This window comes from Streptomyces sp. FIT100, assembly GCF_024584805.1.
Classification (GTDB): Bacteria; Actinomycetota; Actinomycetes; order Streptomycetales; family Streptomycetaceae; genus Streptomyces.
Genome location: NZ_CP075715.1, coordinates 3,996,518 through 4,021,318 on the forward strand (window position 1 = coordinate 3,996,518; position 24,801 = coordinate 4,021,318).

The window sequence follows — 24,801 nt, forward strand, 5'->3', positions numbered from 1 at the left end:
CCGCGCCACGTCACGCACATCCGGCCAGGGTCCGGGACCGCCTCAGCAGGCGGGCCCGGGCCCTGGGCGTTTTCCGTCCGTGTCCCCGTGTCCCGTGGGTCGCGTGCACGTCCGGCCCATGCGGCCGCGGCCGCTTCGAGTTGCGGCGCCGGTACTCCGGCGCTAGGAGGGCTCCTCGCCTTACGGCACAAGGGTTCCGCGGCCTGTCCGGGGCAGTCCGCCGCCCCGGGGCCGACGCCGCCCCTGGGCCGTACGGGTGGTGTTCATCCGAAGATCTGCCGACCCGTCGCGTAGATCCCGGAATTCCCGAGATGCATCCACATCATGAGGAAGGTATGTAAAGCGCCCTACCCGAAAGCGAGGGGCCATGGCCGCCGTCAAGGTCAAGATGTTGTGGACCGCCTTCTTCTCCCTGCTTGTCGCACTGCTCGCCCAGCTGGGGTTCGCCACCCCGGCTGCCTCCGCCGCCCAGCAGCCCGCCACCCGGCGCCCGGAGGAGCCCGCCGCCCGGAAGACGCCGCAGAGCGCGGACGCCCGGCACGGCCAACGACACGACAGGCATCAGGCGGTGATCGGGCGCCAACGGAGCCCGTGGGACCGGTCGCTGCCGCCGACGATCAAGCAGCGCATCAGGGCGGAGGCCCACGGCGCGACACCGTCGGTGCGCCATCTGCCCGCGGCGCCCGAAACCGTCGACGACCTCCTCGGCATCTGGTCGCAGGCCGCCGACTCGGCGCCCGCCGCCGCGCCGCGCACCGGCGACAGGACGCTGACCAGCCCGCCGCGCACCGGCGACAGGGCGCTGACCGCCGCGCCGCCTGCGCCGGCCACCGCAGGCACCGCCACCGCAGCCAGCGCACGCAGCGCAGGCACCGCCACCGCTACCGCGGCCGCCGACAGGACGCTCGCCACCGTGCCGCGCACCGGGCACCGGGCGCTCCCCGCCACGCCGCGCGCCGGCGACACAGCGGTCGCGCCGGCCACGGCAGCATGAGGCGCCGGGAAGCACTCGGCTCTCCCGGCGCCCACTGGACAGGTCAGCGACGGTCCTCGCGGTCCGCCTCGGACTCGTTCTCCTGCTTCGCCCGAACCTCCGGGTCCAGCACCGACTGGCCATCCCCGTCGACTGACGTCAGCGGAGTGCCGGTGCCCGTGCCGGAGTCGGAGTCGGAGTCACGGACCTCGGTGGGAGCGGGCGGTTCGACCAGCCAGTCGGGATTTGCCTGCTTGTCCCACCACCGCCAGGCGACGAAGAGCCCTGCGGCCAGCACGCCGAGGACGGCCACGCCCTTGGCGGCACGCCCGCAGCGAGCCCGCCGCTCCCGCTTCCTGACCAGCTTCTGAATGTCCTTCGCCGAAACCTGACCGCGCAGCGCGGCCAGGGCGGCTGTGGATCGGGCCACGGCCTCTTCCCCCACGGGTTGAGCCACCGCGACCGCCTGCTCGATCCGCGGAACCGTGTAGTCCGCCGCCTGGCGTGCGGCACGACGGGTCGTGACGGCGACCCGTTGAGCAGCGTCCGGAACATACGGTGCGACGAGCGATTCGTACTGAACACGAGCTTGGCGACGGGCCTGGTGCGCGGCCCGGGACACATGCGGTGCGAGGCGCACGCGGGCCTCGTTCGCGTAATGCGCCGCCTGGTCCATTGCCGTGTCGGCGTAGGGCGCCACCACTTCCGCGGCGTGCAGCACGCTGTCCTTCGCCGTACCGGTCGCGGCGCGCACGCTGTCCATGCGGGTCACGGGATCCTCCTCATCGGTGGCGTTCGCGGGGGTCTGGGGGGTTGTCGTCCCAGGCAAGGCACAGTTCGCCTTTCCACCCTTTTCGAAATCATGCCCGCTGTGCGCTGCCACGGCATGCGGTGCGGGCATCCGGGTCACGCTTTCTGTGCCGGCGCCCGTTCCGTGCGAGGATCGGTAGTCGTCAGAGCAGACTCAAGGAAGGCAGATCGTGGCCGAGCAGCTTTACGCCACCCTGAAGACCAACCACGGCGACATCAATGTCCGGCTTCTGCCGAACCACGCGCCCAAGACGGTCAAGAACTTCACCGAGCTCGCCACCGGCGAGCGCGAGTGGACGCACCCGGCGACCGGTAAGAAGTCCACGGACAGGCTGTACGACGGCACGGTCTTCCACCGGGTGATCAGCGGCTTCATGATCCAGGGCGGCGACCCGCTGGGCAACGGCACGGGCGGCCCGGGGTACGAGTTCGCGGACGAGTTCCACCCGGACCTGGCCTTCGACAAGCCGTACCTGCTGGCCATGGCCAACGCCGGCCCGGGCACCAACGGTTCGCAGTTCTTCATCACCGTGGCGCCGACCGCCTGGCTGACCCGCAAGCACACCATCTTCGGTGAGGTCGCCGACGAGGCCAGCAAGAAGGTCGTGGACACCATCGCGGCCGCCCAGACCAACCCGCGCACCGACCGCCCCGTCAACGACGTGGTGATCGAGTCCGTCGTCGTGGAGACCCGCGAGGGCTGACCCCCGCGGGGGCACTCTGCGGAGGGCCGGTTCCCCTGCGGGAACCTTTACGCCCCGCTCGTCCGTAAGACGAGCGGGGCGAAGCATTGTGCGTGAGCCCGCGCCGACGACGCGGAAGACGAGGGGACCTCATGGATCAGGCGCCAGGAAGCCCGGACCAGTCCCGGGCAGCACACGGGCTGCCGAGCTGCTACCGCCACCCCGGCCGGGAGACGGGCATCAGCTGCACGCGCTGTGAGCGGCCGATCTGCCCCGAGTGCATGGTCAGCGCCTCGGTCGGCTTCCAGTGCCCGGATTGTGTGCGCGCCGGTTCCGGTACGGGACACGCGGCGGCCGCGAGCGCACCCCGCACGATCGCGGGCGCGACGCTCACGTCCGGTGACCCGCGGCTCGTCACGAAGATCCTGCTGGGGATCAACCTCCTGGTCTTCTTCGCCGCGCTCTCCAGCAAGGCCCTGGTCAACCAGCTCGATCTGATCGGGCTGGCGATCAACCCCCAGACGGTCCAGGTGGTCGGCGTCGCCGACGGCGAGTGGTACCGGCTGGTCACCGCGATGTTCCTGCACGAGGAGATCTGGCACATCGCCTTCAACATGCTGGGACTGTGGTGGCTCGGCGGCCCGCTCGAAGCCGCGCTCGGCCGGGCGCGCTACCTGGCGCTGTACCTGATCTCGGGACTGGCCGGCAGCGCCATGACCTATCTGCTCACGGCGCCGAACCAGCCCTCGCTGGGCGCCTCCGGAGCGATCTTCGGCCTGCTCGGCGCCACCGTCGTGCTGATGCGCCGGCTCAACTACGATCTGCGCCCCGTGATCGCGCTCCTCGCGCTGAACCTGCTCTTCACCTTCACCTGGAGCGGCATCGCCTGGCAGGCCCACGTCGGCGGCCTCATCGCGGGCACGGTCATTGCCTTCGGCATGGTGCACGCCCCCCGCGAGCGGCGGGCGCTCGTGCAGTACGGGACGTGCGCGCTCGTTCTGCTCGCCGTGATCGTGACCGTCGTCCTGAGGACGCTGTCGCTCACCTGAGCAGGAGCTTTCCCCAGAGTTGTCCACAGCGTGTGGTGGATCTTGTGCATCCCGTGGAGAACAACTGTGCCCCTTGTCGCTGAGCTGGGTTTTCCCAGCACGGACAAGGGGCGGACAGAGGTGGCGGATGTCGCTGGATTGGCCTCCGCAGTCACATCGGCGTCAACTCTCCCTGAGTTATCCACAGATCGTCAGACCTTTTCCCACTGCTGTGGACAACGCTGTGGATAACCTTGGGGCAGGGCTTGACAGCCGCTACTTCCACTGTGTGGAGACGGCGAAACCACCGGCGATGAAGCCGAAGCCGACCACGATGTTCCAGTTGCCGAGGGCGTCGATGGGCAGCTTGCCGTCAGTGACGTAGAAGACGACGATCCAGGCCAGTCCGATGAGGAACAGTGCCAGCATCACCGGTGCGACCCAGCTGCGGTTCGTCAGCTTGATGCTGGTCGCCTGCTTCGCGGCGGGCGGCGGCGTGAAGTCGGCCTTCTTGCGGATACGTGACTTCGGCACGAGGAACTCTCCTGTCGATGCGCTGCGTGACCGCGCAGGGAAACTTGTGGCTGGCGCCGGGGCGGGGCGAGGGGGATCACTACCTCCCCCGGGCGTCCGTTAGCGTAGTGCTTCCGCGGCCACCGTAGGAGTAAGGGTACGTTGAGCAATTCCGTCGGCACCCCCCAAGGGCCGGTCCGCCGCTTCGACAGGCGACCGGTCCGGCTGCTGACGGCTGCCGTCTTCGCGCTCGCCGGACTGATCTTCGTCACCAGCTTCAACACGGCCAAGGGCACCAACCTCCGCACCGACGACTCGCTGCTGAAGCTCTCCGACCTGATCGAGCAGCGCAGCCACAGGAACGCCGGGCTCGACGAGTCCACGGCGGCGCTCCGCGAGGACGTCGAAGCCCTCGCCGGCCGTGACGACGGCTCCACCAAGGCCGAGGACGAGAAGCTCCGGGCGCTGGAGGAGGTCGCGGGGACCAGGAAGCTCAGCGGTCGGGCCGTGTCCGTCACCCTCAATGATGCGCCGCCGAACGCCCAGGCCGCCCCCGGCTACCCGGAACCGCAGGCCAACGACCTGGTGATCCACCAGCAGGACCTTCAGGCCGTCGTGAACGCGCTCTGGCAGGGCGGCGCCGAGGGCATCCAGGTCATGGACCAGCGGCTGATCTCCACCAGCGCCGTGCGCTGCGTGGGCAACACCCTGATCCTCCAGGGCCGCGTCTACTCGCCGCCGTACAAGATCACGGCCGTCGGTGACCCCGGCAGGCTCAAGCGCGCGCTGACCGCGTCGCCCGCGATCCAGAACTACCAGCTGTACGTGCAGGCGTACGGGCTGGGCTGGAAAGTCGAGGAGCGCGAGGCGGTGACTCTCCCCGGCTACTCGGGCACAGTGGATCTCCACTACGCGAAGCCCGTGCAGTAGCCCCCCGGGAGGCCGGCCGGTGTCGGTGCGACATGTGCAAGGTGCGCGGCATGTGCGCCTGATCGTCAGGACCTTCAGCGAGATCTGCATCACCGTCGGCACCGTGATCGTGCTCTTCGTGGTGTACGTACTGTTCTGGACCGGTGTGAAGGCCGCCGACGCTGCCGACGGCGAGATCGTCAGGCTCCAGGAGGAGTGGGTACGCCTCCCCGTAGAGCCGTCGACGCCGGCACCGGAACCGTCGGGACCGTCGGATTCGCCCGAGCCGGCGTCCGCCCCGCCCGCTCCGAAGGCGTACGCGCCCGGCAAGCCCTTCGCCGTGATGTACATCCCCCGCTTCGGTGCGGGCTGGGACTGGCCCGTCCTGGAGGGCACGTCGGCCGGGACCCTGAAGAAGGGCCTCGGCCACTACGCGAGGACCGCCCGGCTCGGTGAGACGGGCAACTTCTCGGTGGCCGGGCACCGGCGCACGTACGGAGACCCGTTCAAGGACTTCCCGAAGCTGCGCCCCGGGGACGCGGTGATCCTCAACGACGGAACGACCTGGTTCACGTACCGGATCAAGCAGCGGCCCTACCGGACGGTCCCCGGCGACGTCGCCGTGATCGACCCCGTCCCCGGCCGGTCCGGTTTCGACGGGCCGGGCCGCTATCTGACGCTGACCACGTGCGAACCCGAGTGGGGCAGCAGCCACCGGCTCATCGCCTGGGCGCACCTCGATGCCACCCAGCCTGTGACGCAGGGCAGGCCGGAAGCTTTCCACAGCTGACCCACGGGCCCCCGGTGCCCTTTAGTCTGGTCCCGTACCGAACGAAAGGGACGGCATGTACGGCTGGATCTGGCGGCATCTGCCGGGCAACGCATGGGTGCGGGCGTTCATCTCGCTCGTGCTGGTCCTCGCGGTCGTCTATGTGCTGTTCCAGTACGTCTTTCCCTGGGCGGAGCCGCTGCTTCCGTTCAATGATGTGACGGTGGACCAGTGAGCGCGCGGATTCTCGTCGTCGACAACTACGACAGCTTCGTCTTCAACCTCGTCCAGTACCTGTACCAGCTGGGTGCGGAGTGCGAAGTGGTGCGCAACGACGAGGTGTCCACCGAGCACGCGCAGGACGGCTTCGACGGTGTGCTCCTGTCGCCCGGCCCCGGAGCGCCCGAACAGGCGGGTGTGTGCATCGAGATGGTCCGCCACTGCGCCTCGACCCGAGTGCCCGTCTTCGGCGTCTGCCTCGGCATGCAGTCGATGGCCGTGGCCTACGGCGGCGTCGTGGACCGGGCACCCGAGCTGCTCCACGGCAAGACCTCGCCCGTGCTCCACGAGGGCAAGGGCGTCTTCGCGGGGCTGCCCTCGCCCTTCACGGCGACCCGCTATCACTCGCTGGCTGCCGAGCCGCAGACGGTGCCGGACGAGCTGGAGGTCACCGCGCGCACGGAGGACGGCATCATCATGGGGCTACGACATCGTGAATTCGCCGTCGAGGGCGTGCAGTTCCACCCCGAGTCCGTCCTCACCGAGCACGGCCATCTGATGCTGGCGAACTGGCTTGAGCAGTGCGGGGACACGGGCGCGGTCGGCCGCTCGGCAGGGCTGGCGCCGGTGGTGGGCAAGGCTCTGGCGTGAGCGGCGAGGGGGGATCGCCGTGGTTCCGGGCCGAGCCTGTGCCCGAGCAGCCGCCGGAGCCGCACGACCCGTACGCGCCTTACGAGCCCCAGGAGTGGTACGACCCGGAGGGGTACCGGCGGGACTGGTACGGGCAGCAGGCGCAGCCCTCGTACGTTCCCGGGCACCAGCACGCGCCCGGACACGGGACCGGGCACGGGCCCGTGTCCGGGTCCGGGTCCGCACCCGCTCCTGCGCCTCAGCCGCAGCCTCAGGGCGGCTACGCACCCGCCCCGGAGCCGTATGCGCCCGTACAGGAGCCGCGGGCGGCTTACGTCCCCCCGCCCGCGCCCGTCCCCGACGACGAGACCGTCGCGCTGCTGACCGAAGAGACCCGCGAGGCCGCCTCCGCCGTGCCCGAGCAGCCGACCGGGGGGCGAGCGGAGCGCAGACGCGCCGCCAAGGGCCGTGGACGGCGGCGTGCCGCACCGGCGACCGCCGGACCGTCGACGCGAGCCGGCGGCGCCCCGATGTCCCGTGTCGAGGCCCGCAGGGCCGCTCGCGCCCAGAAGGACAGCCCGGCGGTTATCGCCAGCCGGGTCTTCGGTGAGCTCTTCATCACCATCGGCGTGCTCATGCTGCTGTTCGTCACCTACCAGCTGTGGTGGACGAACATCCTCGCGGGCCAGCAGGCCAACGCGGCCACCAACCAGATCCAGGACGACTGGGCGAAGGGCCGCGCGCCCGGCGCCTTCGAGCCGGGCCAGGGCTTCGCCATCATGCACATCCCCAAGCTCGACGTGGTCGTCCCCATCGCCGAGGGCATCGACAAGCACCAGGTGCTCGACCGCGGCATGGTCGGCCACTACGCCGAGGGGACCCTCAAGACGGCCATGCCCGCCGACAAACAGGGCAACTTCGCGGTCGCGGGCCACCGCAACACCCACGGGGAGCCGTTCCGTTACATCAACCGGCTCACGCCCGGCGATCCGATCGTCGTCGAGACACGGGACGCGTACTACACGTACGAGATGGCGAGCATCCTTCCGCAGACCTCGCCGTCCAACGTCGGCGTGATCGGGCCCGTGCCGCCCGGATCGGGCTTCACCCAGCCCGGCCGGTACATCACACTGACCACGTGCACCCCCGAGTTCACGAGTACGTATCGAATGATCGTGTGGGGCAAGATGGTCGACGAACGCCCGCGCAGCAAGGGCAAGCCCGACGCGCTCGTCGGCTGACGGATGTACGAACGCACTCCAGGACGACAAGAAACAAGAACAGGACAGGGACAGGTGCAGTGGCACGTGCGCGCAGCCGGATCGCCGGCGTCATCAGTGTCTTCGGCGAGCTGCTGATCACCGCGGGGGTGCTGCTGGCCCTCTTCGTCGTCTACTCGCTGTGGTGGACGAACGTCCTTGCCGACCGCGCGGCCGCCGAGGACAGCAACACCGTCCGCGACCGCTGGGCGGGCGGCCCGGGCGCCCTGGACACCAAGGACGGCATCGGCTTCCTCCACGTGCCCGCCATGAAGAACGGCGAGGTGCTCGTCAAGAAGGGCACCGACGCCAAGACCCTCAACGACGGTGTCGCGGGCTACTACACCGACCCCATCGCCTCGGCCCTCCCCGCCGACAGGCAGGGCAACTTCGCACTGGCCGCGCACCGCGACGGGCACGGCGCCAAGTTCCACAACATCCACAAGCTCAAGACCGGTGACTCGATCGTCTTCGAGACGAAGGACACCTGGTACATCTACAAGGTCTTCAAGGACCTCAAGGAGACGTCCAAGTACAACGTGGACGTGCTCCAGCCGGTCCCGGAGGAGTCGGGCAGGACCGAGCCCGGCCGCTTCATCACGCTGACGACCTGCACGCCCATCTACACCTCGGACTACCGCTACATCGTCTGGGGCGAACTGGAGCGCACGGAGAAGGTCGACAAGGACCGTACGAAGCCGGCGGAGCTGAGCTAGCCGCGGATGGCAGAAGCCCCGGCCCCCTCAAGGGGGCCGGGGCTTCTCGCGTTCCGGGCGGCGCCGGGGCGGGCCGAACGGCTAGCCGTTGCGTCCGCCGAAGATGCCGCCGTCGTTGCCGTTCTGACCGTTCCCGGGCGTTGTCTGGAGCACGATCGGCGTGGACGCCGGGTCGGCCGCGGTACCGGGCTGCGGACTCATGTTCACGACGATCGCGTTGTCGTCGGTGGGGCTGCCCTGCGCGAACTGGATGTTCGTGTAACCGGAATCGGCCAGGAGCTGCTTGGCCTCGCCGACCTTCTTGAGCCTGACCTCAGGCACCTGCGTCTGCGGCGTCTGCGGGCCCTTGGAGACCTGCAGGGTCACCGTGGCGCCCTTCGCCTGCTTGGAGTTGCCCTCCGGGGTCTGGGCCACGACCTCGCCCGCGGGCTTGTCCGAGTCGACGGGCTGCTCGACGACGTTGAAGCCGAGCTTCGAGAGCTGGTCCCGCGCGGCGGCGATCTGCGAGCCCACCACGGCCGGAACCGTCTCCTGCTCCTGCTTGGCGATCTTCAGGGTGACAGCAGTCCCCTTCTCGACCTTGGAGCCGCCCTCGGGGTCCTGGCTGACGACCGTGCCCGGCTCCTGCTCGGACTCGACCGACTCGGTCTCGACGTCGAAGCCCTTGTCCTCGAGGATCTTGGTGGCGTTGTCCTCGGACTTCTCGGTGACGTCGGGCACCTCCTCCAGCGGCGCGCCCTCCGAGACGACGACCTGGATGGTCTCGCCCTCGTTCATCTTGGCGCCGTCGGTGGCGGCGGGCGTCTGGCTGCAGATGCTGCCCTTGGGCTCGTCGCAGCGTGTGGTCCCCGCGCGTTCGATCTCGACCTTCGCGTTGGTCGCCAGCCGCTTGGCCTCGTCGAAGGGCTGGCCCACGAGGTTCGGGACGGCGATCGCGCCGGTGCCGCCACCCCCGCCGAAGACCGACTTGCCGATGAGGATCGCGCCGACGAGGACGAGGATGCCCGCGAGCACCAGCAGGATCGTCGACGTGTTCGCCTTCTTCTGGCGGCGGCGGTCCGGGCGGTCGTCGTAGCCGTAGCCGCCGTCGTCCGGGTTCATGGGCGGCAGCATCGACGTCTGGCCCGCCGGGTCGGCCTGGCGCAGCGCCGTCGTCGGCTGGTCGTCGCCGTGGCCGTGCTGGGAGCCGTATCCGGCGCCGTAGCCGACCGAGCCCATCGCCGCGGTCGCCGCGACCGGCTGGCCGTCGAGGCACGCCTCGATGTCGGCGCGCATCTCGTCGGCGGACTGGTAGCGGTAGTCCGGGTCCTTGACCAGTGCCTTGAGGACGATCGCGTCCATCTCGGGCGTGATCTCGGGGTCGAAGACGCTCGGCGGCTGCGGCTCTTCCCGTACGTGCTGGTAGGCGACCGCGACCGGGGAGTCCCCGACGAACGGCGGCCGGACCGTCAGCAGCTCGTACAGCAGACAGCCGGTGGAGTAGAGGTCGGACCGGGCGTCGACCTGCTCGCCCTTGGCCTGTTCCGGGGAGAGGTACTGGGCGGTGCCGATGACAGCGGCGGTCTGGGTCATGGTCATGCCCGCGTCGCCCATGGCGCGCGCGATGCCGAAGTCCATGACCTTGACCTGACCGGTGCGCGTCAGCATGACGTTCGCCGGCTTGATGTCGCGGTGGACGATGCCGTTGCGGTGCGAGTACTCGAGCGCCTGGAGGATGCCGATGGTCATCTCCAGCGTGCGCTCGGGCAGCAGCTTGCGCCCGGAGTGCAGCAGCTCTCTGAGCGTGGAGCCGTCGACGTACTCCATCACGATGTACGGGATGGAGACGCCGTCCACGTAGTCCTCGCCGGTGTCGTACACGGCGACGATCGCAGGATGATTCAGCGAGGCGGCCGACTGGGCCTCACGGCGGAACCGGGCCTGGAAGGACGGGTCGCGGGCGAGATCGGCCCGCAGCGTCTTCACGGCGACGGTGCGGCCGAGCCGAGTGTCATGGGCGAGGTAGACCTCGGCCATGCCACCACGGCCGAGCACCGAGCCCAGCTCGTACCGGCCGCCGAGGCGACGCGGCTCTTCCATAACTGTTCCAGCCCTCTCCGTCAGTCCCGACCGCACCCGTGTGGGTGCTCCGGCGGTGTGCTGCTCGCGCATACGCTACCGGCCACGCCGCACCTGATCCGCCCATGGCCGGGACCTGATATGGGACCGGTATCGCATTGTGCGCTTATGAGGCGGGATGAAGCCAGGGCAGTGACATGCGTCACTCCTTGCTGTCGAGCACCGCCTGCATCACCTTCTTGGCGATGGGCGCGGCGAGGCCGCCACCGCTGATGTCGTCACGGGCGGTGCCGCTGGAGTCCTCGACCACGACGGCCACCGCGACCGGCGAGCCCTCGTCCGTCTTGGCGTAGGAGATGAACCAGGCGTACGGCCGCTTGCTGTTGCCGACGCCGTGCTGGGCGGTGCCGGTCTTGCCGCCGACCGTCACGCCGTCGATGGCCGCGTTGCTGCCGGTGCCCTTCTTGACGACGTTCTCCATCATCTGCTGGAGGAGCTGCGCGTTCTTCTCCGAGAGCGGGCGGTTCATCTCCTCCGGCTCGGTCTTCTGGAGGACGTCGAGGTTGGGCGCCTCGAGCTGGTCGATCATGTACGGCTTCATGAGCTTGCCGTCGTTGGCGATCGCCGCCGTGACCATGGCCATCTGGAGCGGCGTGGTGGCCGTGTTGAACTGGCCGATCGCCGACTGGGCGTTGCCGCCCGCGTCCATCTTCGTGTCGTAGACGGAGGCGGCGGCGCGGACCGGGGTGTCGATCTCGGGGTTGTTGAAGCCGAACTTCTGGGCCGTCTCGACCATCTTGTCCCGGCCGACCTTGTCGCCGAGGTTGGCGAAGACGGAGTTGCAGGAGACCCGCAGGGCCTCGTTCAGGCTCGCCTTCTCGCAGCCGCCGTGCTGGTTCTTCATCGGCGTGCGGGACAGCGGGATGATGTACGGCTCGGGGGTGTCGGTCGGGGCGTCGATGTCCGTGACGACGCCGTGCTCCAGTGCGGCGGCGGCCGTGAGCACCTTGAACGTGGAGCCGGGCGGGTAGATCTCGCGCAGCGCGCGGTTCAGCTTCGGCTTGTCCTTGTCCTTCTCCAGCGCGATCCAGGACTTCTCGTCCTTGCCGGAGTAGCCGGCGAAGGTGGACGGGTCGTACGACGGCGTCGAGGCGAGCGCGAGGATCTTGCCGGTGCGCGGGTCGATGGCCGCGACGGCGCCCTTCTTGTCGCCGAGGCCCTCGAACGCGGCGCGCTGCGCCTTGCCGTTCAGGGTCGTGACGACATTGCCGCCCTTCTTCTTGTCACCCGTGAACATCGCCATCGTGCGGTCGAAGAAGAGCCGGTCGTCGTTGCCGCTGAGGATGCCGTCCTCGAGCTTCTCGATCTGGTTGGCGTCGTACGCCTGCGAGGCGTACCCGGTGACGGGCGCCCACATGGGGCCGTCGACGTAGGTGCGCTTGTACTTGAAGTCGGTGTCGTTCGTCAGCACGGAGCCGGTGATGGGCTTGCCGTCGACGATGATGTTGCCGCGCTCGTAGGCGTAACGCTCGATCTGGACGCGGCGGTTGAACTTGTGGGTGTTCAGCTCGTCGGCGCGGACGTACTGGAGCCAGTTGTCCCGGATCATCAGGGCGAGGACGAGGAGTCCGCAGAAGATCGCGATTCGGCGCAGGGGCTTGTTCACGGTCGGACCACCTGGGTCATCTCGGCGTCGGGGTTCGGAGCGGGGGCGGGCGCGGGGCGGCGGGCCGTGTCGCTGATGCGGATCAGGATGCCGATCAGGGCCCAGTTCGCGATCACGGAGGAGCCGCCGGCCGCGAGGAACGGCATGGTCATACCGGTGAGCGGGATGAGGCCCATGACACCGCCGGCGACGACGAAGACCTGGAGGGCGAAGGCGCCGGAGAGGCCGATCGCGAACAGCTTGCCGAACGGGTCGCGCGCGGCGAGCGCGGTGCGGATGCCGCGCTCGATGATCAGACCGTAGAGCAGCAGGAAGGCCATCACGCCGGCAAGTCCGAGCTCCTCGCCGACGGTGGCGAAGATGAAGTCGGAGTTGGCGGCGAACTGGATGAGGTCGGAGTTGCCCTGGCCGAGGCCGGTGCCGAGGGTGCCGCCGGCGCCGAAGGACATCAGGACCTGGGTCATCTGGTCGCAGGCGACGGACGTCTCGCGGCAGACGAACGGGTCGATCCAGGCGTTGACACGGGCCTGGACGTGACCGGCGAACGAGGCGACGACGACCGCGCCGCCCGCGGACATCAGCAGACCGATGACGATCCAGCTGGTCCGCTCGGTGGCGACGTACAGCATGATCACGAACATGCCGAAGAACAGCAGCGAGGTGCCGAGGTCGTTCTCGAAGATGAGGACGAGCAGGCTCATCGCCCAGATCGTGAGGATCGGGCCGAGGTCGCGGCCGCGCGGCAGATAGAGGCCCATGAAGCGGCGGCTGGCGAGCGCCAGCGCGTCGCGCTTCACCATCAGGTAGCCGGAGAAGAAGACCGCGATGACGATCTTCGCGAACTCGCCGGGCTGGATGGAGAAGCCGCCGACGCGGATCCAGATCTTCGCGCCGAAGACGTCCGCGCCGAGGCCCGGGACGATCGGCAGGAGCAGCAGCACCAGCGACGCCACCATCGAGATGTACGTGAAGCGCTGGAGGATGCGGTGGTCCTTCATGATGAGCAGCACGCCCACGAAGAGCGCGATGCCCAGCGCCGAGTACATCAGCTGGTTGGTGGCCTGCGGCGAGAAGTCGCTGCGCGCCAGCAGCCTCGGGGACTGGTCGAGGCGCCAGATCAGCACCAGGCCGAGGCCGTTGAGCAGGGTCGCCAGCGGAAGCAGCAGCGGATCGGCGTACTTCGCGAACTTCCGCACCACGATATGGGCGATGCCCGCCATCAGGCCGAGGCCGAGGCCGTATCCGAGCATGCCCGGGGGCACCGTGCCGTCGAGCGCGAGGCCGACGTTCAGGTACGCGAAGACCGGGATGGCGACGGCGAAGCCCAGCAGCACCAGCTCGGTGTTGCGGCGGCTCGGCAGCTCGATCGCGCCGATGGTGGTCGTGTTGGTGACAACGCTCATGGTGAAGAAAGGCCCCCCTACGGGATTGCCGCTGTACCGCTCACTGCTTGCCGCAGTTCGAGGCCAGCTTCTGCTCCTCTTCCGAGAGGGTGGGGCCCGGAGTGGGAGTCGCTGCGGTCGGCTGGGTCGTGGCGGTCTGGGTGGCGGGCTTGCCGGCCGTACCGCCGGCCTGGCCCTCACCGGGCGGCGCGTCGGACGCCCGGTCGGCGGCGGCGCGGCGCTCCTCGTCCTTCTTGCAGGCGGACGCCTGCGAGGCGAGCTCCTGGATCTTGTCGCGCGCGTCGTCGAGGCTGCCCTCGGTGATGGTGTCCTCGACCTGCTTCTGCTGGTAGGGCGGCAGGTACTTGAGTTCGATCTCGGGGTGGTCCTTCTCGACCTCCGAGAGCGAGAACCAGGCCAGGTCCTGGCTGATGCCCCGGTAGAGGGCGACGTGCTTGTCCTTGGCCCCGACGTAGTACTGGGTCTGCGTCCAGCGCCAGGCGCCGTACAGACCGCCGCCGGCGATGGCGAGCGCGAGGATGGTGAAGAAGGATCTCTTCAGCCACTTGCGGCCGGTGCGCGGCTTGATGAAGTCGTCGTCGGTGTACGCCCCGAAGCTGCCCTCGGGCGGCATCCCGCCGTAGCCGTCGTCGCCGCTCCCGGGGGGCCCGAAGCCGGCATGGGGCGGGGGGACCCGGCGGCCGAGGCCGGAGGCGCGGCCCGCGGGGGTCTGCATGGCTCCGCCGTCGTTGTGCTGCGCCTGGTTCTCGGCGACCGCGCCGACGATGACCGGGGTGTCGTTGAGCTGCCCGGCGAGGGTGTCACCGCCGTCGACGTCGAGGACGTCCGCGACGATCACGGTGATGTTGTCGGGGCCGCCGCCGCGCAGCGCGAGCTGGATCAGCTCCTGCACGGTCTCCTGCGGGCCCTGGTAGCTGGCGAGGGTGTCCTCCATCGTCTGGTGCGAGACGACGCCGGACAGTCCGTCGGAGCAGATCAGATAGCGGTCGCCGGCCCTGACCTCGCGGATGGAGAGGTCGGGCTCGACGTGGTCGCCGCTGCCCAGTGCGCGCATCAGCAGGGAGCGCTGCGGGTGGGTGGTGGCCTCTTCCTCGGTGATCCGGCCCTCGTCGACGAGGCGCTGCACCCAGGTGTGGTCCTGGGTGATCTGGGTGAGGACGCCGTCGCGGAGCAGATAGGCGCGGGAGTCGCCGACGTGGACGAGGCCGAGCCGCTGGCCGGTCCACAGCAGCGCGGTCAGGGTGGTGCCCATGCCCTCGAGCTGGGGGTCCTCCTCGACCATCGCGCGCAGCTGGTCGTTGGCACGCTGCACGGCGGTGCCGAGCGAGGTGAGGATGTCCGAGCCCGGTACGTCGTCGTCGAGCTGGACGAGCGTGGAGATGACCTCGGAGGAGGCGACCTCACCGGCGGCCTGGCCGCCCATGCCGTCCGCGATCGCGAGAAGGCGCGGGCCGGCGTAACCGGAGTCCTCGTTGCCCTCCCGGATCATGCCCTTGTGCGATCCGGCGGCGAAGCGCAGTGACAGACTCATGCGCACCTCGCCCGTCGGCTCGCCAGCCGATTGTCGCGCCAGCCGGTCTCGAGCCACACTGCCCACCCTCCGGTCGGGAGCTGCCTGTCCCGGCCCACTGCCGGGACCGCTGCGGGGTCCGCCGTGCGGACCTCCGCGGCTCGCTCGCTCCGCTCGCTCATTGTCGTACTACTTCCGCAGCTCGATGACGGTCTTGCCGATGCGGATCGGCGCGCCAAGCGGAATCGGTGTCGGGGTGGTGAGTCGGGTCCGGTCGAGATAGGTGCCGTTGGTGGACCCGAGGTCCTCGACGATCCACTGGCCGTCACGGTCCGGGTAGATCCTGGCATGCCTGCTGGACGCGTAGTCGTCGTCGAGCACGATCGTCGAATCGTGCGCGCGGCCCAGCGTGATCGTCTGCCCCTGGAGGGCGACCGTGGTGCCGGTGAGGCTGCCCTCGGAGACGACGAGCTTGGTGGGCGCCCCCCGGCGCTGCCGCCCGGACTGCTGGCGCTGCGGGGGCGGTGCCGCCGCCTGGCGGGCGGCCTGCTGCGGCCGCGCGGCGTCACCACGGCGCGAGCCGCGCTGTGTGACGCGCGTACCGAACAGGTCGCTGCGAATGACCTGGACGGCCACGATGACGAACAGCCACAGAACGGCCAGGAAACCCAGCCGCATGACCGTAAGGGTCAGCTCTGACATTGCCCCCGCTTCACCCTTCGGCTTGCCGGTAAACGATGGTGGTGCTGCCCACGACGATCCGCGAGCCGTCGCGGAGCGTAGCGCGGGTGGTGTGCTGCCCGTCCACCACGATGCCGTTGGTGGACCCGAGATCCTGGATCGTCGAGGGCGTTCCGGTCCGGATCTCGCAGTGCCGGCGGGAAACGCCGGGGTCGTCGATCCGCACGTCGGCGTCGGTGCTGCGGCCCAGCACCATCGTCGGGCGGGAGATCTGGTGGCGGGTGCCGTTGATCTCGATCCAGCGGCGCACCTGGGCGCCCGGCATCGGGCCGGGGGCCGTGGCCGGCGGGTGGTCGGCGGGCGCCTGGCCCGGCCGGCTCATGCCCGGCGGCGGTGCGGACGGCATGGGAGGGGCACCGGCAGGCGGGTAGCCGTAGCCGCCGCCCTGCGGGCCGCCCGCGTAGGAGCCCTGTGGGCCCGCTCCCACTCCGGCTCCGGCTCCGGGGCCTCCGGGCCGGGCGGGTGCGCGGTCGGCGGGCGACTGCGACGTGCTCGAAGCGAGCGTGCGGCTGCGGACCCGGTACAGACCGGTGTCCAGGTCGTCGGCCTTCTCCAGATGGACCTTGATCGGTCCCATGAAGGTGTACCGCTGCTGCTTGGCGTAGTCCCGGACCAGGCCCGCGAGTTCGTCGCCGAGCTGGCCCGAGTAGGGGCTGAGGCGCTCGAAGTCCGGTGCGCTCAGCTCCACGATGAAGTCGTTGGGCACGACGGTTCGCTCGCGGTTCCAGATGGTCGCGTTGTTGTCGCACTCGCGCTGGAGGGCGCCCGCGATCTCGACCGGCTGGACCTCGGACTTGAAGACCTTCGCGAAGGTGCCGTTGACGAGACCTTCGAGTCTTTGTTCGAAACGCTTCAGGACTCCCATGGGGCACCTCCTCCGTCGTTGCCGTCCTGGTACTGCTTACTGATCGTATCCACGCGTCGGGAAATCGGCTGGTTCCCCTTGTCTGCCCCGTCGATGAGTGTCACCTCTCACACGGATCTCCCCACGGATCGTAGAGGCGACCTCCTGACAGTGTCCCGCACCTCCGGAGCGCTCCGGAGGAGAGGGGGGAGACCCCTCACTCTGCCCCTCCTCTTTCCTCCTCAGCGGCGGGGTCCCCGAAACAAACGGATGTGAATCGACCCTCGGCAGCGTGCTAATGTTCTGCATGTCGCAAGGCGAACCACACCAATCGAGTGAGGGAAGCAGCGGCAACACCCAATGCGCGGGTGGCGGAATAGGCAGACGCGCTGGATTCAGGTTCCAGTGCCCGCAAGGGCGTGGGGGTTCAACTCCCCCCTCGCGCACCAGAGAAACCGGTGAAACGGGTCTCCAACAGTGACGAAAGTCCTGGTGGGGGCCCGTTTCTCGTTGTGTCCGCGAAGCTTGCGAAGCCGGTGGGTGCTCGGCCGGGGTGATGTTTTGGGCGGTTCTTACGTGAATGAACACACAGCGTGGCATATGTCACGGTGGCCCTGATCCGGCCGGGAGCTCAAGGCGCAGCTCGTAGCCGCCGTCGGCCGTCGGGCCCGAGGTGACGGTGCCGCCGAGGAGCGCGGCGCGCTGCCGCAGACCGACCAGGCCGTAGTGGGCACTGGGCAGGGGGAGCGGAGGCCGGGTCGGTGCCGTGTTGGTGACCGTGGCGTGGACGGTGCCGGTCTGGTGGCCGATGCGGACGGTCGCGGCGGCGCCGGGGGCGTGCTTGCGTACGTTCGTCAGCGCCTCCTGCACGGTGCGGTAGAGGGCCCGTTGGACCGTCGGCGCAAGGCCGTCGGGCAGATCCGTCTGCAGCTGAGCCTCGATACCGCTGCTGTCGACCAGCCGCTGCAGATCGGCCAGGGACGGCTGCGGGGTGAGCTCGGTGGGCCGGCCGCCGGCGGCGCGCAGGACGCTGACCATGTGCCGCAGCTCGTCCAGGGTCTGCACGCTCAGCCGCCGGATCGTGGCCGCGGCCTCCTTGACCTCGGCGTCCTGGGTGCCGACCTGGAGCGCCCCGGCCCGCACCGCGATCAGGCTGACCTGGTGGGAGACCACGTCGTGCATCTCCCGGGCGAGCTGCGCGCGTTCCTTGGCCAGCGCGGTCTGGGCGGTCAGCAGCCGCTCGTGGTCGCGCGCCTCGGAGATCTCCGCGATCCGCAGGGACAGATCGCGCCGGGTCTGGACGAGCTGGCCGAGGAAGACGGGAGCGGCCGCCGTCGCCGCGGTGTAGCCGAGCGCGATGATGGTCGATGGCTTCGACAGGTCGAAGTCCAGTGCGGGCCAGGTGGTCAGGTTGCTGACGGTGAACGCCAGCGCGCACAGGCCCAGCAGCCAACGGCTGCGGGTGAGCGAGGCGAGCGTGTACAGCCCGGCCAGCGCGGCGAAGATCGCGTCGGAGAGCAGCACGGCGGGCAGCGTGAGCAGGAAGGTGACCAGGGGCAGCCGGCGGCGCAGGAGCAGGGAGAAGGCGGCGACCAGGGCGGCCGCCATGCGCAGCGACTCGTCGGGGTCGACGTTGACCCAGACATCGAGCAGTGCCGCCACGACGAGGGCGGCGTCCAGCACCGGGGCGGGGATGCGGCGCGGGGTGATCCCCGATCCATGGGGCGTGATCCGCTCTGCTCGGGTGGTCATCCTCTCTCCTGATCCCGCGGTTCCCTTTGGTACGGCGGCTGGCCCGGCTGGTCGCCCTGGTACCGCTGGTCCGGCTGGGGCCGCCGGTCCCGGGGCGGTCGGAGAAGGCCGGCCCGTTCGGCGAGCAGGGCGGCCTGGACGCGGCCGCCCACCTCCAGCTTGGTCAGAATGGCGCTGACATGGTCCTTGACCGTGCCGGTGCTCAGGTGCATCCGCGCGGCGATGTCGCTGTTCGACAGCCCCTCGGCGACCAGGGCGAGGACGGCGCGCTCGCGTTCGGTGAGCCGGTCGAGGCAGTGGGTGGCGTTCTCCTGGCAGCCGGCCTCCAGATAGCCGTCCACGACGGTCCGGGTGACCTTGGACGACAGTACGGTGCCGCCCTCGGCCAGGGCCCGCACCAGGAACGGCAGCCCCTCGGGGTCGGTGTCCTTCAGCAGGAAGCCCGCCGCGCCCGAGCGGAGGGCCGTCGCCACGTACTCGTCCATGTCGAACGTCGTGAGCATGGCCACCACCGGAGGGTGCGGCAGCTTCCGGAGGCCGGCCAGGACGGTCAGCCCGTCCACGTCCGGCATGCGGATGTCCAGCAGTACGACGTCGGGACGTACCTCCTCGGCCGTCCGGAGGGCCTGGCCGCCCTGTACCGCCGCCACGACCTCGATGTCTTCCGCCGTGTCGAGGATGTGCTGAAAGCCCGATCGGATCAGGGCCTCGTCGTCGACCACCATCACCCGGATCACGTGTGCTCCACTCGCCGTCGGACCGCTGGGCCACTGGACCACTGTCCGATTCGTACCACGCGGAGGGGCGCCGTGCAGGTCCCCGAGGCCGGTACCGGCCGTGCGGCGGGGTCGGGGGCAGCCGGTCGGCGGGGCGATTCCGGACATCTGCCGGATGGCTGCGGGGGCACGTTTTCGCGAATTCTGGGACGTGTGACGCACGGCGCACGGCCCTGGTCAACGGCAGGTGTCAGCGACGCGGCTGTGCCGACCGGTCAGTGGACCGGATCAGGCGACTGGAGGATGACGATGGACACGTTCAGCTTCCACGGCAGCGATGGTTGCTCCCTGCACGCCGCCACGCTCGGGACGGGACCGACCGTCGTCCTGCTGCACGGCGAGGGCCGGGACCACCAGAGCCTCGTCCCCCTGGCCCGTCGGCTCGCCGAGAGCTACACGGTCGTCCTGCCGGACATCCGCGGTTACGGGCGCTCGGTGTGCACCGACCCCGCCCGGCACACATGGGCGCAGTACATCGACGACGTCGTGGCCCTCCTCAGCCATCTGGGACTCTGCGAGGCGGCCCTGGGCGGTACCGGGATGGGCGGCACCATCACGCTGCGCACCGCTGCCGTCCATCCCGAGTACATCAGGGCCGGCGTCGTCATCAGCGCCGAGGGCATCGAGGACGACGCCGGGCACGAGGCCGAGACGGCGTTGCGGGAAAGCTTCGCGGCGCGCGTGCGCGACGAGGGGATCGACGCCGCCTGGCGGCCCATCCTGCCGCGCCTCGCGCCGGTGGTCGGGAACCTGGTTCGCGACGCCATACCCCGCTCGGACCCCGACAGCATCGCCGCGGCCTGCGCGATCGGCCGCGACCGGGCCTTCGCCAGCGTCGCCGACCTGGCCGCGATCTCGGTTCCGACGCTGATCATCCCGGGCAGCGACCACCGGCACCCGCCGGCCTCGGCCGAGCAGATCGCCCGCGCCCTCCCCCACGGGCACCTCGCCAACATCGCTCTCTCCGCCGACCTGTGCACGGCCGAGGACCTGGCGCAGAGGATGGCGCCGGCCATGTGGGCCTTCCTCGCCACGCATCTCACTCTGCGCCCGGCGATGCTTCCGGTCTGACGGGTCCGGTCTGGTCCGATGGTCCGGTCTGGCGGGCACGGCGGGTCCCGGTCCGGCGGGTACGGCGGTACTTCCGGTTCGGCGGGATAGTCACACGATGTCGAGGACATCGGGGACCGGGCGGCGCGGTGTCGCCGGTCCCGTGGGGCCGTATCCGAGGCGGATGACCATGTGTACGTGGCCCATCGCCGACCCCGGGTCGCGTACGGCCCAGCGCAGGTCGGGCCATTCGAGGGCCTGCGAGGTCAGCGAGGTGACCAGGCCGTCCAGGGTGGCCTGGAGCAGGATGCGTTCCAGCGCCTGGCCGGCTCGCAGCCAGTCGGCGGGACGGTCGTGGACGGTGCCGAGGAGAGCGAGACAGGGCTGCTTCTCGAAGGCGGCGGTGCCGCGGCCGGGGAGCAGCCTGCGGCCGGCGAAGTCCCGTACGGGGGCGGTCACATCGTGCTGGCGGGGGCCGAAGGCGTAGGCGGGGATTCCGTCCTGCCGGGCGTCCTCGCCCTTTCCGTCCCGGGTCCCGGCTCCGGTCCCGGTCCCGGCTTCGGCTCCGGTCCCGCTTCCGGCTCCGGTTCCGGGCCCGGCTTCGGTCCAGCGGGCCGTCTCCGCTCGTGCCGCTGCGTCCGCCGCCTCGCGGCCTTCGGCGTCGTGGACCAGGTCCAGTACCGACCGCACGTGCCATGCGTCGGGTACGTACAGCCGGGCGCCCTCCAGCAGCGCGGCGCCGCGCAGGCCGTCCAGGATGGCCTCCGGGACCTCCTCGTCGGTGAACGGGAACCGGCTGGTGTGACGGCGGTGGATCGCCGGGTGGAGGGCGGCGAGATCGTCGTCGTCAGGACGGGACCCGGCCACGCTCACCTCGGCGAGCAGCCAGGGATCGGCGGGGTCGGGCAGCAACGTGGTCAGGGCTTCCCGACCGGCGTGCGCGGCCGCCACCCGCAGATTGAACAGCGCGGCCCCGCAGCCGAGATGGAGCGCCCGGTGCGGCGCCGGGTCGGTCCTCGGCATCGTACGGTCCGGATCGCCGCGCAGTTGCAGCACGCCGCTTTCACGCAGGAAGCGGAACGTCCAGGGCTGTGCGTTGTGCATGGAGGGGGCCGACGTCGCGTCCTTCACAAGGGCTTCGACCAGGTCGTCGCCGGCGACGGTGGTGACACGGGATGGTGAGAGCGCGCCCTCCGCCAGGCTGCCGGCCTTGCTGTGCTTCATCATTCCCCTGCTCCTGTCGGCTCTCTTGCGGCTGCCCTTCTCGGGCGGCCCGCGGCGGACCGGCCGTCGGCCTCCTTCAGGACCAAGGGTCGGTCGGCCCGGCGAGGCCGTTCGAGGGCCGAACGGTCCCGCGAGGCGGACCGAACGGGCAGGGCCTCGGCCGGTCGGCCGGGCCGCCCGGTTTGACGGCCGCGGCTGGCCGCGGCGGCCCTGGCGGCCCTGGCGGCCCTGGCGGCCCTGGCGGCACGGGGCGCGGGGTGCTTCCATGGAAGTGACGGGAAGGGCCCCTGAAAAGAGACGCGGAGAAGCGGTCGGCGACCGCGCACCGCGCAATCAGGATCCGCGAGAAGCGGGTGGGCCCTTTCCGCCTCTTCATGCTCTGCGCGGTCACACTTCAAGGTCACGGAGCGTAACCGCCGGGCCGGGCCCGGTCGGGCGGGAAGCGTTACGGTGAAAAGGCAGGGCTGCCGTGATCGTGTGACACCGGCGGAGGAACCATGGGCCGGGACGACCAGGACGAGTCGGGCCGGATTCCGCGGCTGCGGTTCGACGAGCTGCTCGAAGAGCTCCAGGTGCGCGTCGACGAGGTCCGCGGCACCAGGGACCGGCTCAACGGGCTGCTGGAGGCGGTCCTGTCCGTCGGCCGGGGGCTTGATCTCTCGCAGGTGCTCCGCGAGATCGTGGGGGCTGCGGTCGTCCTCGTGGACGCGGAGTACGGCGCACTCGGAGTGATCGGCGACGACAAGCGGCTGTCCGAGTTCCTGCCGGTGGGCATCAGCGACGATCTGCGCGCGGAGATCGGCGACCTGCCGTCCGGGCACGGACTGCTGGGCGAGCTGATCCGGCACCCCGTGCCGCTCCGGCTGCCCGAGCTGTCGGAGCACGCCGCCTCCGCCGGTTTCCCCGCACACCATCCACCGATGCACTCGTTCCTGGGGGTGCCCATCAGGGTGGGCAACGAGGTGTTCGGCAACCTCTACCTCACGGAGAAGCGCGGAGGGGTCGAGTTCGACGGCGAGGACGAGGCGGTGCTCTCGACCCTCGCCGTGGCGGCGGGCATCGCCATCGAGAACGCGCGTCTCTTCGAGGAGGTCCGGCTCAGGGCCCGATGGCAGGCCGCGAGCGCGGAGTTCACCGGCGCACTGCTGTCCGGCTCCTCGGAGACACAGGTGCTGGAGATGATGCTGGACCGCGCGCGGCAGATCGCCAGAGCCGAGCTGGGCCTCGTCTACCTGGCCGAGCCGGACGGGAGTCTGCGCTGCGCGTTCGCCCTCGGCCATGGCGCCGAGCGGCATCTCGGCGTGGTGCTGCCCGGCGGCAAAGGGACGTTCGCATGGGCGGCGATGTCGAGCGAGGGCGGGCTGGTCACCACGCCCGACGCGTCCGGCGACCCGCGCGTGACGTTCAAGCCGGAGCGGTGGAAGGGCTGCGGCCCCACGGTGGCCGTCCTGGTGGGCGAGCGGGAGCGGATGCGGGGCGTTCTGATACTCGCCCGCGGCGTCGGCAGGCCGGTCTTCACGGGTACGGAGACCGCGCCGCTGTCCGGGTTCGCGGGCCAGGCCGCGCTCGCGCTCGAACTGGCCGAACGGCGGCGCGATGCCGAGCAGATGAGCCTGCTGGCCGACCACGACAGGATCGCCAGGGACCTGCACGACCTCGCGATCCAGCGGTTGTTCGCGACCGGTATGACGCTCCAGAGCGCGCAACGCTTTGTGCAGCACCCGGAGGCTGCCGAACGACTGGGGCGGGCGATCGACGACCTCGACGCCACCATCAAGATCATTCGGTCGACGATCTTCGGGCTCCGTGAGCACGAGGCCCCCGGTGTACCGGCCGGGCTGCGGGTCCGTGCCGTACGCGCGGCCGAGGAGGCCACGTCGGTCCTGGGTTTCGCCCCAGGACTGCGGATGGAGGGACTGATCGACACGGACGTACCGCGCCCGGTCGCCGACGAGGCCGTGGCCGTGCTCGGCGAGGCCCTCGCCAATGTCGCCCGCCACGCGCGCGCCACGACGGCCGACATCTCGCTCGTCGCCCAGGGCGGCGCGCTCACGGTGACTGTGACGGACGACGGCGTGGGCATTTCACAGGACGCGGACGTCACACGGAGCGGACGGCGCAGCGGGCTGCGCAACATGGAGGAGCGCGCCCTGAGGCTGGGCGGTGAGCTGAGCGTGGCGCCGGGGGCCACGGGGGGTACCCGGCTCGTGTGGCGGGTGCCGCTGGGGTGAGGGCTTGAGGGTCTGGGGGCCTGCGGACCTGAGGAACCGAGGAACCGAGGAACCGAGGAACCGAGGAACCGAGGAACCGAGGAACTGAGGAACTGAGGGCTGGCTTCGGGGCGAGGCAGTCCTTCAGTCCCTTCAGCGGTACGGACGTTCGCGGTCCTGGTGTCCGTTCTGCTCCTGCTCCTGCTCCTGCTCCCGGTTTTGGTTTTGGTCTTGGTGTTGGTCCTCGGGTCCGTGGCTCGGATCCGTGTATCCCGGACCCGTGTGGTTCTGCTGCCCGTGGTGTCCGTGGTCGTGCTGCTCGTGGCTCTGTGTGGCGATGACCGCGGCTTGTACGCGACGCTCCACACCGAGCTTCGACAGCAGCCGTGAGATGTGGTTCTTGACGGTCTTCTCCGACAGATAGAGCTTCTTGCCGATCTGGCGGTTGGTCAGTCCCTCGCCGATCAGGTCGAGTACGGCTCGTTCCCGCTCCGACAGCACCGCCAGCCGTTCGTCCTCGGCCGGACGGGCTGCCTCGGGGGCGCGCAGCGACCGCATCAGCCGCGTGGTGGTGGCCGGGTCGAGCATCGACTGCCCGGTGGCCACGGTGCGCACGGCGGCGACCAGGTCGGAACCCTTGATCTGTTTGAGTACGTAGCCGGCCGCCCCGGCCATGATGGCGTCCAGCAAGGCGTCTTCGTCGTCGAAGGACGTCAGCATCAGACAGGCCAGGTCCGGCATGTTCGAGCGCAGCTCGCGGCAGACGGTGATGCCGTCGCCGTCCGGGAGGCGGACGTCGAGGACCGCGACGTGGGGGCGTAGCGCGGGGCCGCGGGTCAGGGCCTGCGCGGCGGTCGACGCCTCTCCCACCACCTCTATGTCGGACTCGGCGCCGAGCAGGTCGTGCAGGCCGCGTCGGACGACTTCATGGTCGTCGAGGAGGAAGACCCGGATGGGAGCCTCGGCCGAGAAGGAAGGCACTTTCGGCGGGGCCTCGGACGGTGCATCGGACATGTGAGCCCCTCGCAGCTGTGGTGGTGCCACGTGCCTGGTGGTCC

At 70.1% G+C, this 24,801-nt stretch carries 22 protein-coding genes, 1 tRNA gene and 1 pseudogene; 12 read left to right on the forward strand and 12 right to left on the reverse strand.

Annotated elements, in window-relative coordinates; translation table 11 throughout:
• Nucleotides 1-367: 367 nt before the first annotated feature.
• Nucleotides 368-994 (forward strand): DUF6344 domain-containing protein, encoded by a 627-nt coding sequence (locus tag KK483_RS17945; RefSeq protein WP_262006218.1) that lies wholly within the window; start codon nt 368-370, stop codon nt 992-994.
• A 43-nt stretch (nt 995-1,037) separates the two neighbouring features.
• Here the strand turns inward: KK483_RS17945 and KK483_RS17950 are convergent, their stop codons facing one another.
• Nucleotides 1,038-1,745, reverse strand: a complete 708-nt coding sequence (locus KK483_RS17950; protein ID WP_262009580.1) for a DUF5324 family protein — start codon at nt 1,743-1,745, stop codon at nt 1,038-1,040.
• Between the two features lie 208 nt (nt 1,746-1,953).
• On the opposite strand from KK483_RS17950, the gene KK483_RS17955 reads away from it, so the two are divergent.
• Both KK483_RS17955 and KK483_RS17960 read left to right on the forward strand, forming a co-directional pair.
• Entirely contained in the window at nt 1,954-2,487 is a 534-nt protein-coding gene (locus KK483_RS17955) for a peptidylprolyl isomerase (protein ID WP_262006219.1), read from the forward strand.
• Nucleotides 2,488-2,618: 131 nt separating this feature from the next.
• On the forward strand, nt 2,619-3,515 hold the full coding sequence (locus tag KK483_RS17960; RefSeq protein WP_262006220.1) for a rhomboid family intramembrane serine protease: 897 nt from the start codon (nt 2,619-2,621) through the stop codon (nt 3,513-3,515).
• 255 nt (nt 3,516-3,770) lie between these two features.
• Here the strand turns inward: KK483_RS17960 and crgA are convergent, their stop codons facing one another.
• Nucleotides 3,771-4,028, reverse strand: a complete 258-nt coding sequence (gene crgA, locus KK483_RS17965; protein WP_262006221.1) for a cell division protein CrgA — start codon at nt 4,026-4,028, stop codon at nt 3,771-3,773.
• Between the two features lie 141 nt (nt 4,029-4,169).
• Here crgA and KK483_RS17970 point away from each other — a divergent pair, with 141 nt between their 5' ends.
• From KK483_RS17970 to KK483_RS17995, 6 genes are read left to right on the forward strand one after another with little or no spacing between them, the layout of a single operon-like run.
• Complete coding sequence (locus KK483_RS17970) at nt 4,170-4,937, forward strand: DUF881 domain-containing protein (protein WP_262006222.1); 768 nt, start codon at nt 4,170-4,172, stop codon at nt 4,935-4,937.
• Nucleotides 4,938-4,989: 52 nt separating this feature from the next.
• Nucleotides 4,990-5,706, forward strand: a complete 717-nt coding sequence (locus KK483_RS17975; protein ID WP_262006223.1) for a class E sortase — start codon at nt 4,990-4,992, stop codon at nt 5,704-5,706.
• Nucleotides 5,707-5,761: 55 nt separating this feature from the next.
• Nucleotides 5,762-5,920 (forward strand): hypothetical protein, encoded by a 159-nt coding sequence (locus KK483_RS17980; RefSeq protein WP_262006224.1) that lies wholly within the window; start codon nt 5,762-5,764, stop codon nt 5,918-5,920.
• Entirely contained in the window at nt 5,917-6,555 is a 639-nt protein-coding gene (locus tag KK483_RS17985) for an aminodeoxychorismate/anthranilate synthase component II (protein WP_262006225.1), read from the forward strand. Before KK483_RS17980 ends, KK483_RS17985 begins: the two co-directional genes overlap by 4 nt.
• Complete coding sequence (locus KK483_RS17990) at nt 6,552-7,775, forward strand: class E sortase (protein ID WP_262006226.1); 1,224 nt, start codon at nt 6,552-6,554, stop codon at nt 7,773-7,775. The genes KK483_RS17985 and KK483_RS17990 overlap by 4 nt, the downstream gene beginning before the upstream one ends.
• A 59-nt stretch (nt 7,776-7,834) precedes the next feature.
• Nucleotides 7,835-8,509 carry a class E sortase gene (locus KK483_RS17995; RefSeq protein WP_262006227.1) on the forward strand — a complete coding sequence of 225 codons (675 nt, stop codon included), beginning with the start codon at nt 7,835-7,837 and terminating at the stop codon, nt 8,507-8,509.
• A gap of 81 nt (nt 8,510-8,590) precedes the next feature.
• Here the strand turns inward: KK483_RS17995 and pknB are convergent, their stop codons facing one another.
• The 6 genes from pknB to KK483_RS18025 all read right to left on the reverse strand — a co-directional run bounded on the left by pknB (nt 8,591) and on the right by KK483_RS18025 (nt 16,752).
• Nucleotides 8,591-10,588, reverse strand: a complete 1,998-nt coding sequence (pknB, locus tag KK483_RS18000) for a Stk1 family PASTA domain-containing Ser/Thr kinase (RefSeq protein WP_262006228.1) — start codon at nt 10,586-10,588, stop codon at nt 8,591-8,593.
• 181 nt (nt 10,589-10,769) lie between these two features.
• Complete coding sequence (locus tag KK483_RS18005; RefSeq protein WP_262006229.1) at nt 10,770-12,233, reverse strand: penicillin-binding protein 2; 1,464 nt, start codon at nt 12,231-12,233, stop codon at nt 10,770-10,772.
• A complete protein-coding gene (locus KK483_RS18010) occupies nt 12,230-13,636 on the reverse strand; it encodes an FtsW/RodA/SpoVE family cell cycle protein (protein WP_262006230.1) in 1,407 nt (468 codons plus the stop codon). The genes KK483_RS18005 and KK483_RS18010 overlap by 4 nt, the downstream gene beginning before the upstream one ends.
• Nucleotides 13,637-13,676: 40 nt before the next feature.
• Nucleotides 13,677-15,167: a Stp1/IreP family PP2C-type Ser/Thr phosphatase gene (locus tag KK483_RS18015; protein ID WP_262006231.1), complete on the reverse strand. Its 1,491-nt coding sequence runs from the start codon at nt 15,165-15,167 to the stop codon at nt 13,677-13,679.
• Between the two features lie 168 nt (nt 15,168-15,335).
• Nucleotides 15,336-15,848 carry an FHA domain-containing protein gene (locus tag KK483_RS18020; RefSeq protein WP_262006232.1) on the reverse strand — a complete coding sequence of 171 codons (513 nt, stop codon included), beginning with the start codon at nt 15,846-15,848 and terminating at the stop codon, nt 15,336-15,338.
• Between the two features lie 10 nt (nt 15,849-15,858).
• Nucleotides 15,859-16,752 (reverse strand): DUF3662 and FHA domain-containing protein, encoded by an 894-nt coding sequence (locus KK483_RS18025; protein WP_262006233.1) that lies wholly within the window; start codon nt 16,750-16,752, stop codon nt 15,859-15,861.
• Between the two features lie 341 nt (nt 16,753-17,093).
• Here KK483_RS18025 and KK483_RS18030 point away from each other — a divergent pair.
• Nucleotides 17,094-17,180, forward strand: a tRNA-Leu gene (locus KK483_RS18030).
• A 154-nt stretch (nt 17,181-17,334) separates the two neighbouring features.
• Here the strand turns inward: KK483_RS18030 and KK483_RS18035 are convergent.
• Both KK483_RS18035 and KK483_RS18040 read right to left on the reverse strand, forming a co-directional pair.
• Nucleotides 17,335-18,483, reverse strand: a complete 1,149-nt coding sequence (locus KK483_RS18035; RefSeq protein WP_399014276.1) for a sensor histidine kinase — start codon at nt 18,481-18,483, stop codon at nt 17,335-17,337.
• Nucleotides 18,480-19,220, reverse strand: coding sequence for a response regulator transcription factor (locus tag KK483_RS18040; RefSeq protein WP_262006234.1), 741 nt, complete (start codon nt 19,218-19,220; stop codon nt 18,480-18,482). The genes KK483_RS18035 and KK483_RS18040 overlap by 4 nt, the downstream gene beginning before the upstream one ends.
• 288 nt (nt 19,221-19,508) lie before the next feature.
• On the opposite strand from KK483_RS18040, the gene KK483_RS18045 reads away from it, so the two are divergent.
• A complete protein-coding gene (locus KK483_RS18045; protein ID WP_262006235.1) occupies nt 19,509-20,330 on the forward strand; it encodes an alpha/beta fold hydrolase in 822 nt (273 codons plus the stop codon).
• Nucleotides 20,331-20,420: 90 nt separating this feature from the next.
• On the opposite strand, the gene KK483_RS18050 is transcribed toward KK483_RS18045, so the two are convergent.
• Nucleotides 20,421-21,413 carry a nitroreductase gene (locus tag KK483_RS18050; protein WP_262009582.1) on the reverse strand — a complete coding sequence of 331 codons (993 nt, stop codon included), beginning with the start codon at nt 21,411-21,413 and terminating at the stop codon, nt 20,421-20,423.
• 617 nt (nt 21,414-22,030) lie between these two features.
• Here KK483_RS18050 and KK483_RS18055 point away from each other — a divergent pair.
• Nucleotides 22,031-23,764 (forward strand): GAF domain-containing sensor histidine kinase, encoded by a 1,734-nt coding sequence (locus KK483_RS18055; protein WP_262006236.1) that lies wholly within the window; start codon nt 22,031-22,033, stop codon nt 23,762-23,764.
• A gap of 288 nt (nt 23,765-24,052) precedes the next feature.
• On the opposite strand, the pseudogene KK483_RS18060 reads toward KK483_RS18055, so the two are convergent.
• A pseudogene (locus tag KK483_RS18060) lies at nt 24,053-24,757 on the reverse strand (response regulator); the annotation flags it as partial.
• Between the last annotated feature and the right edge of the window lie 44 nt (nt 24,758-24,801).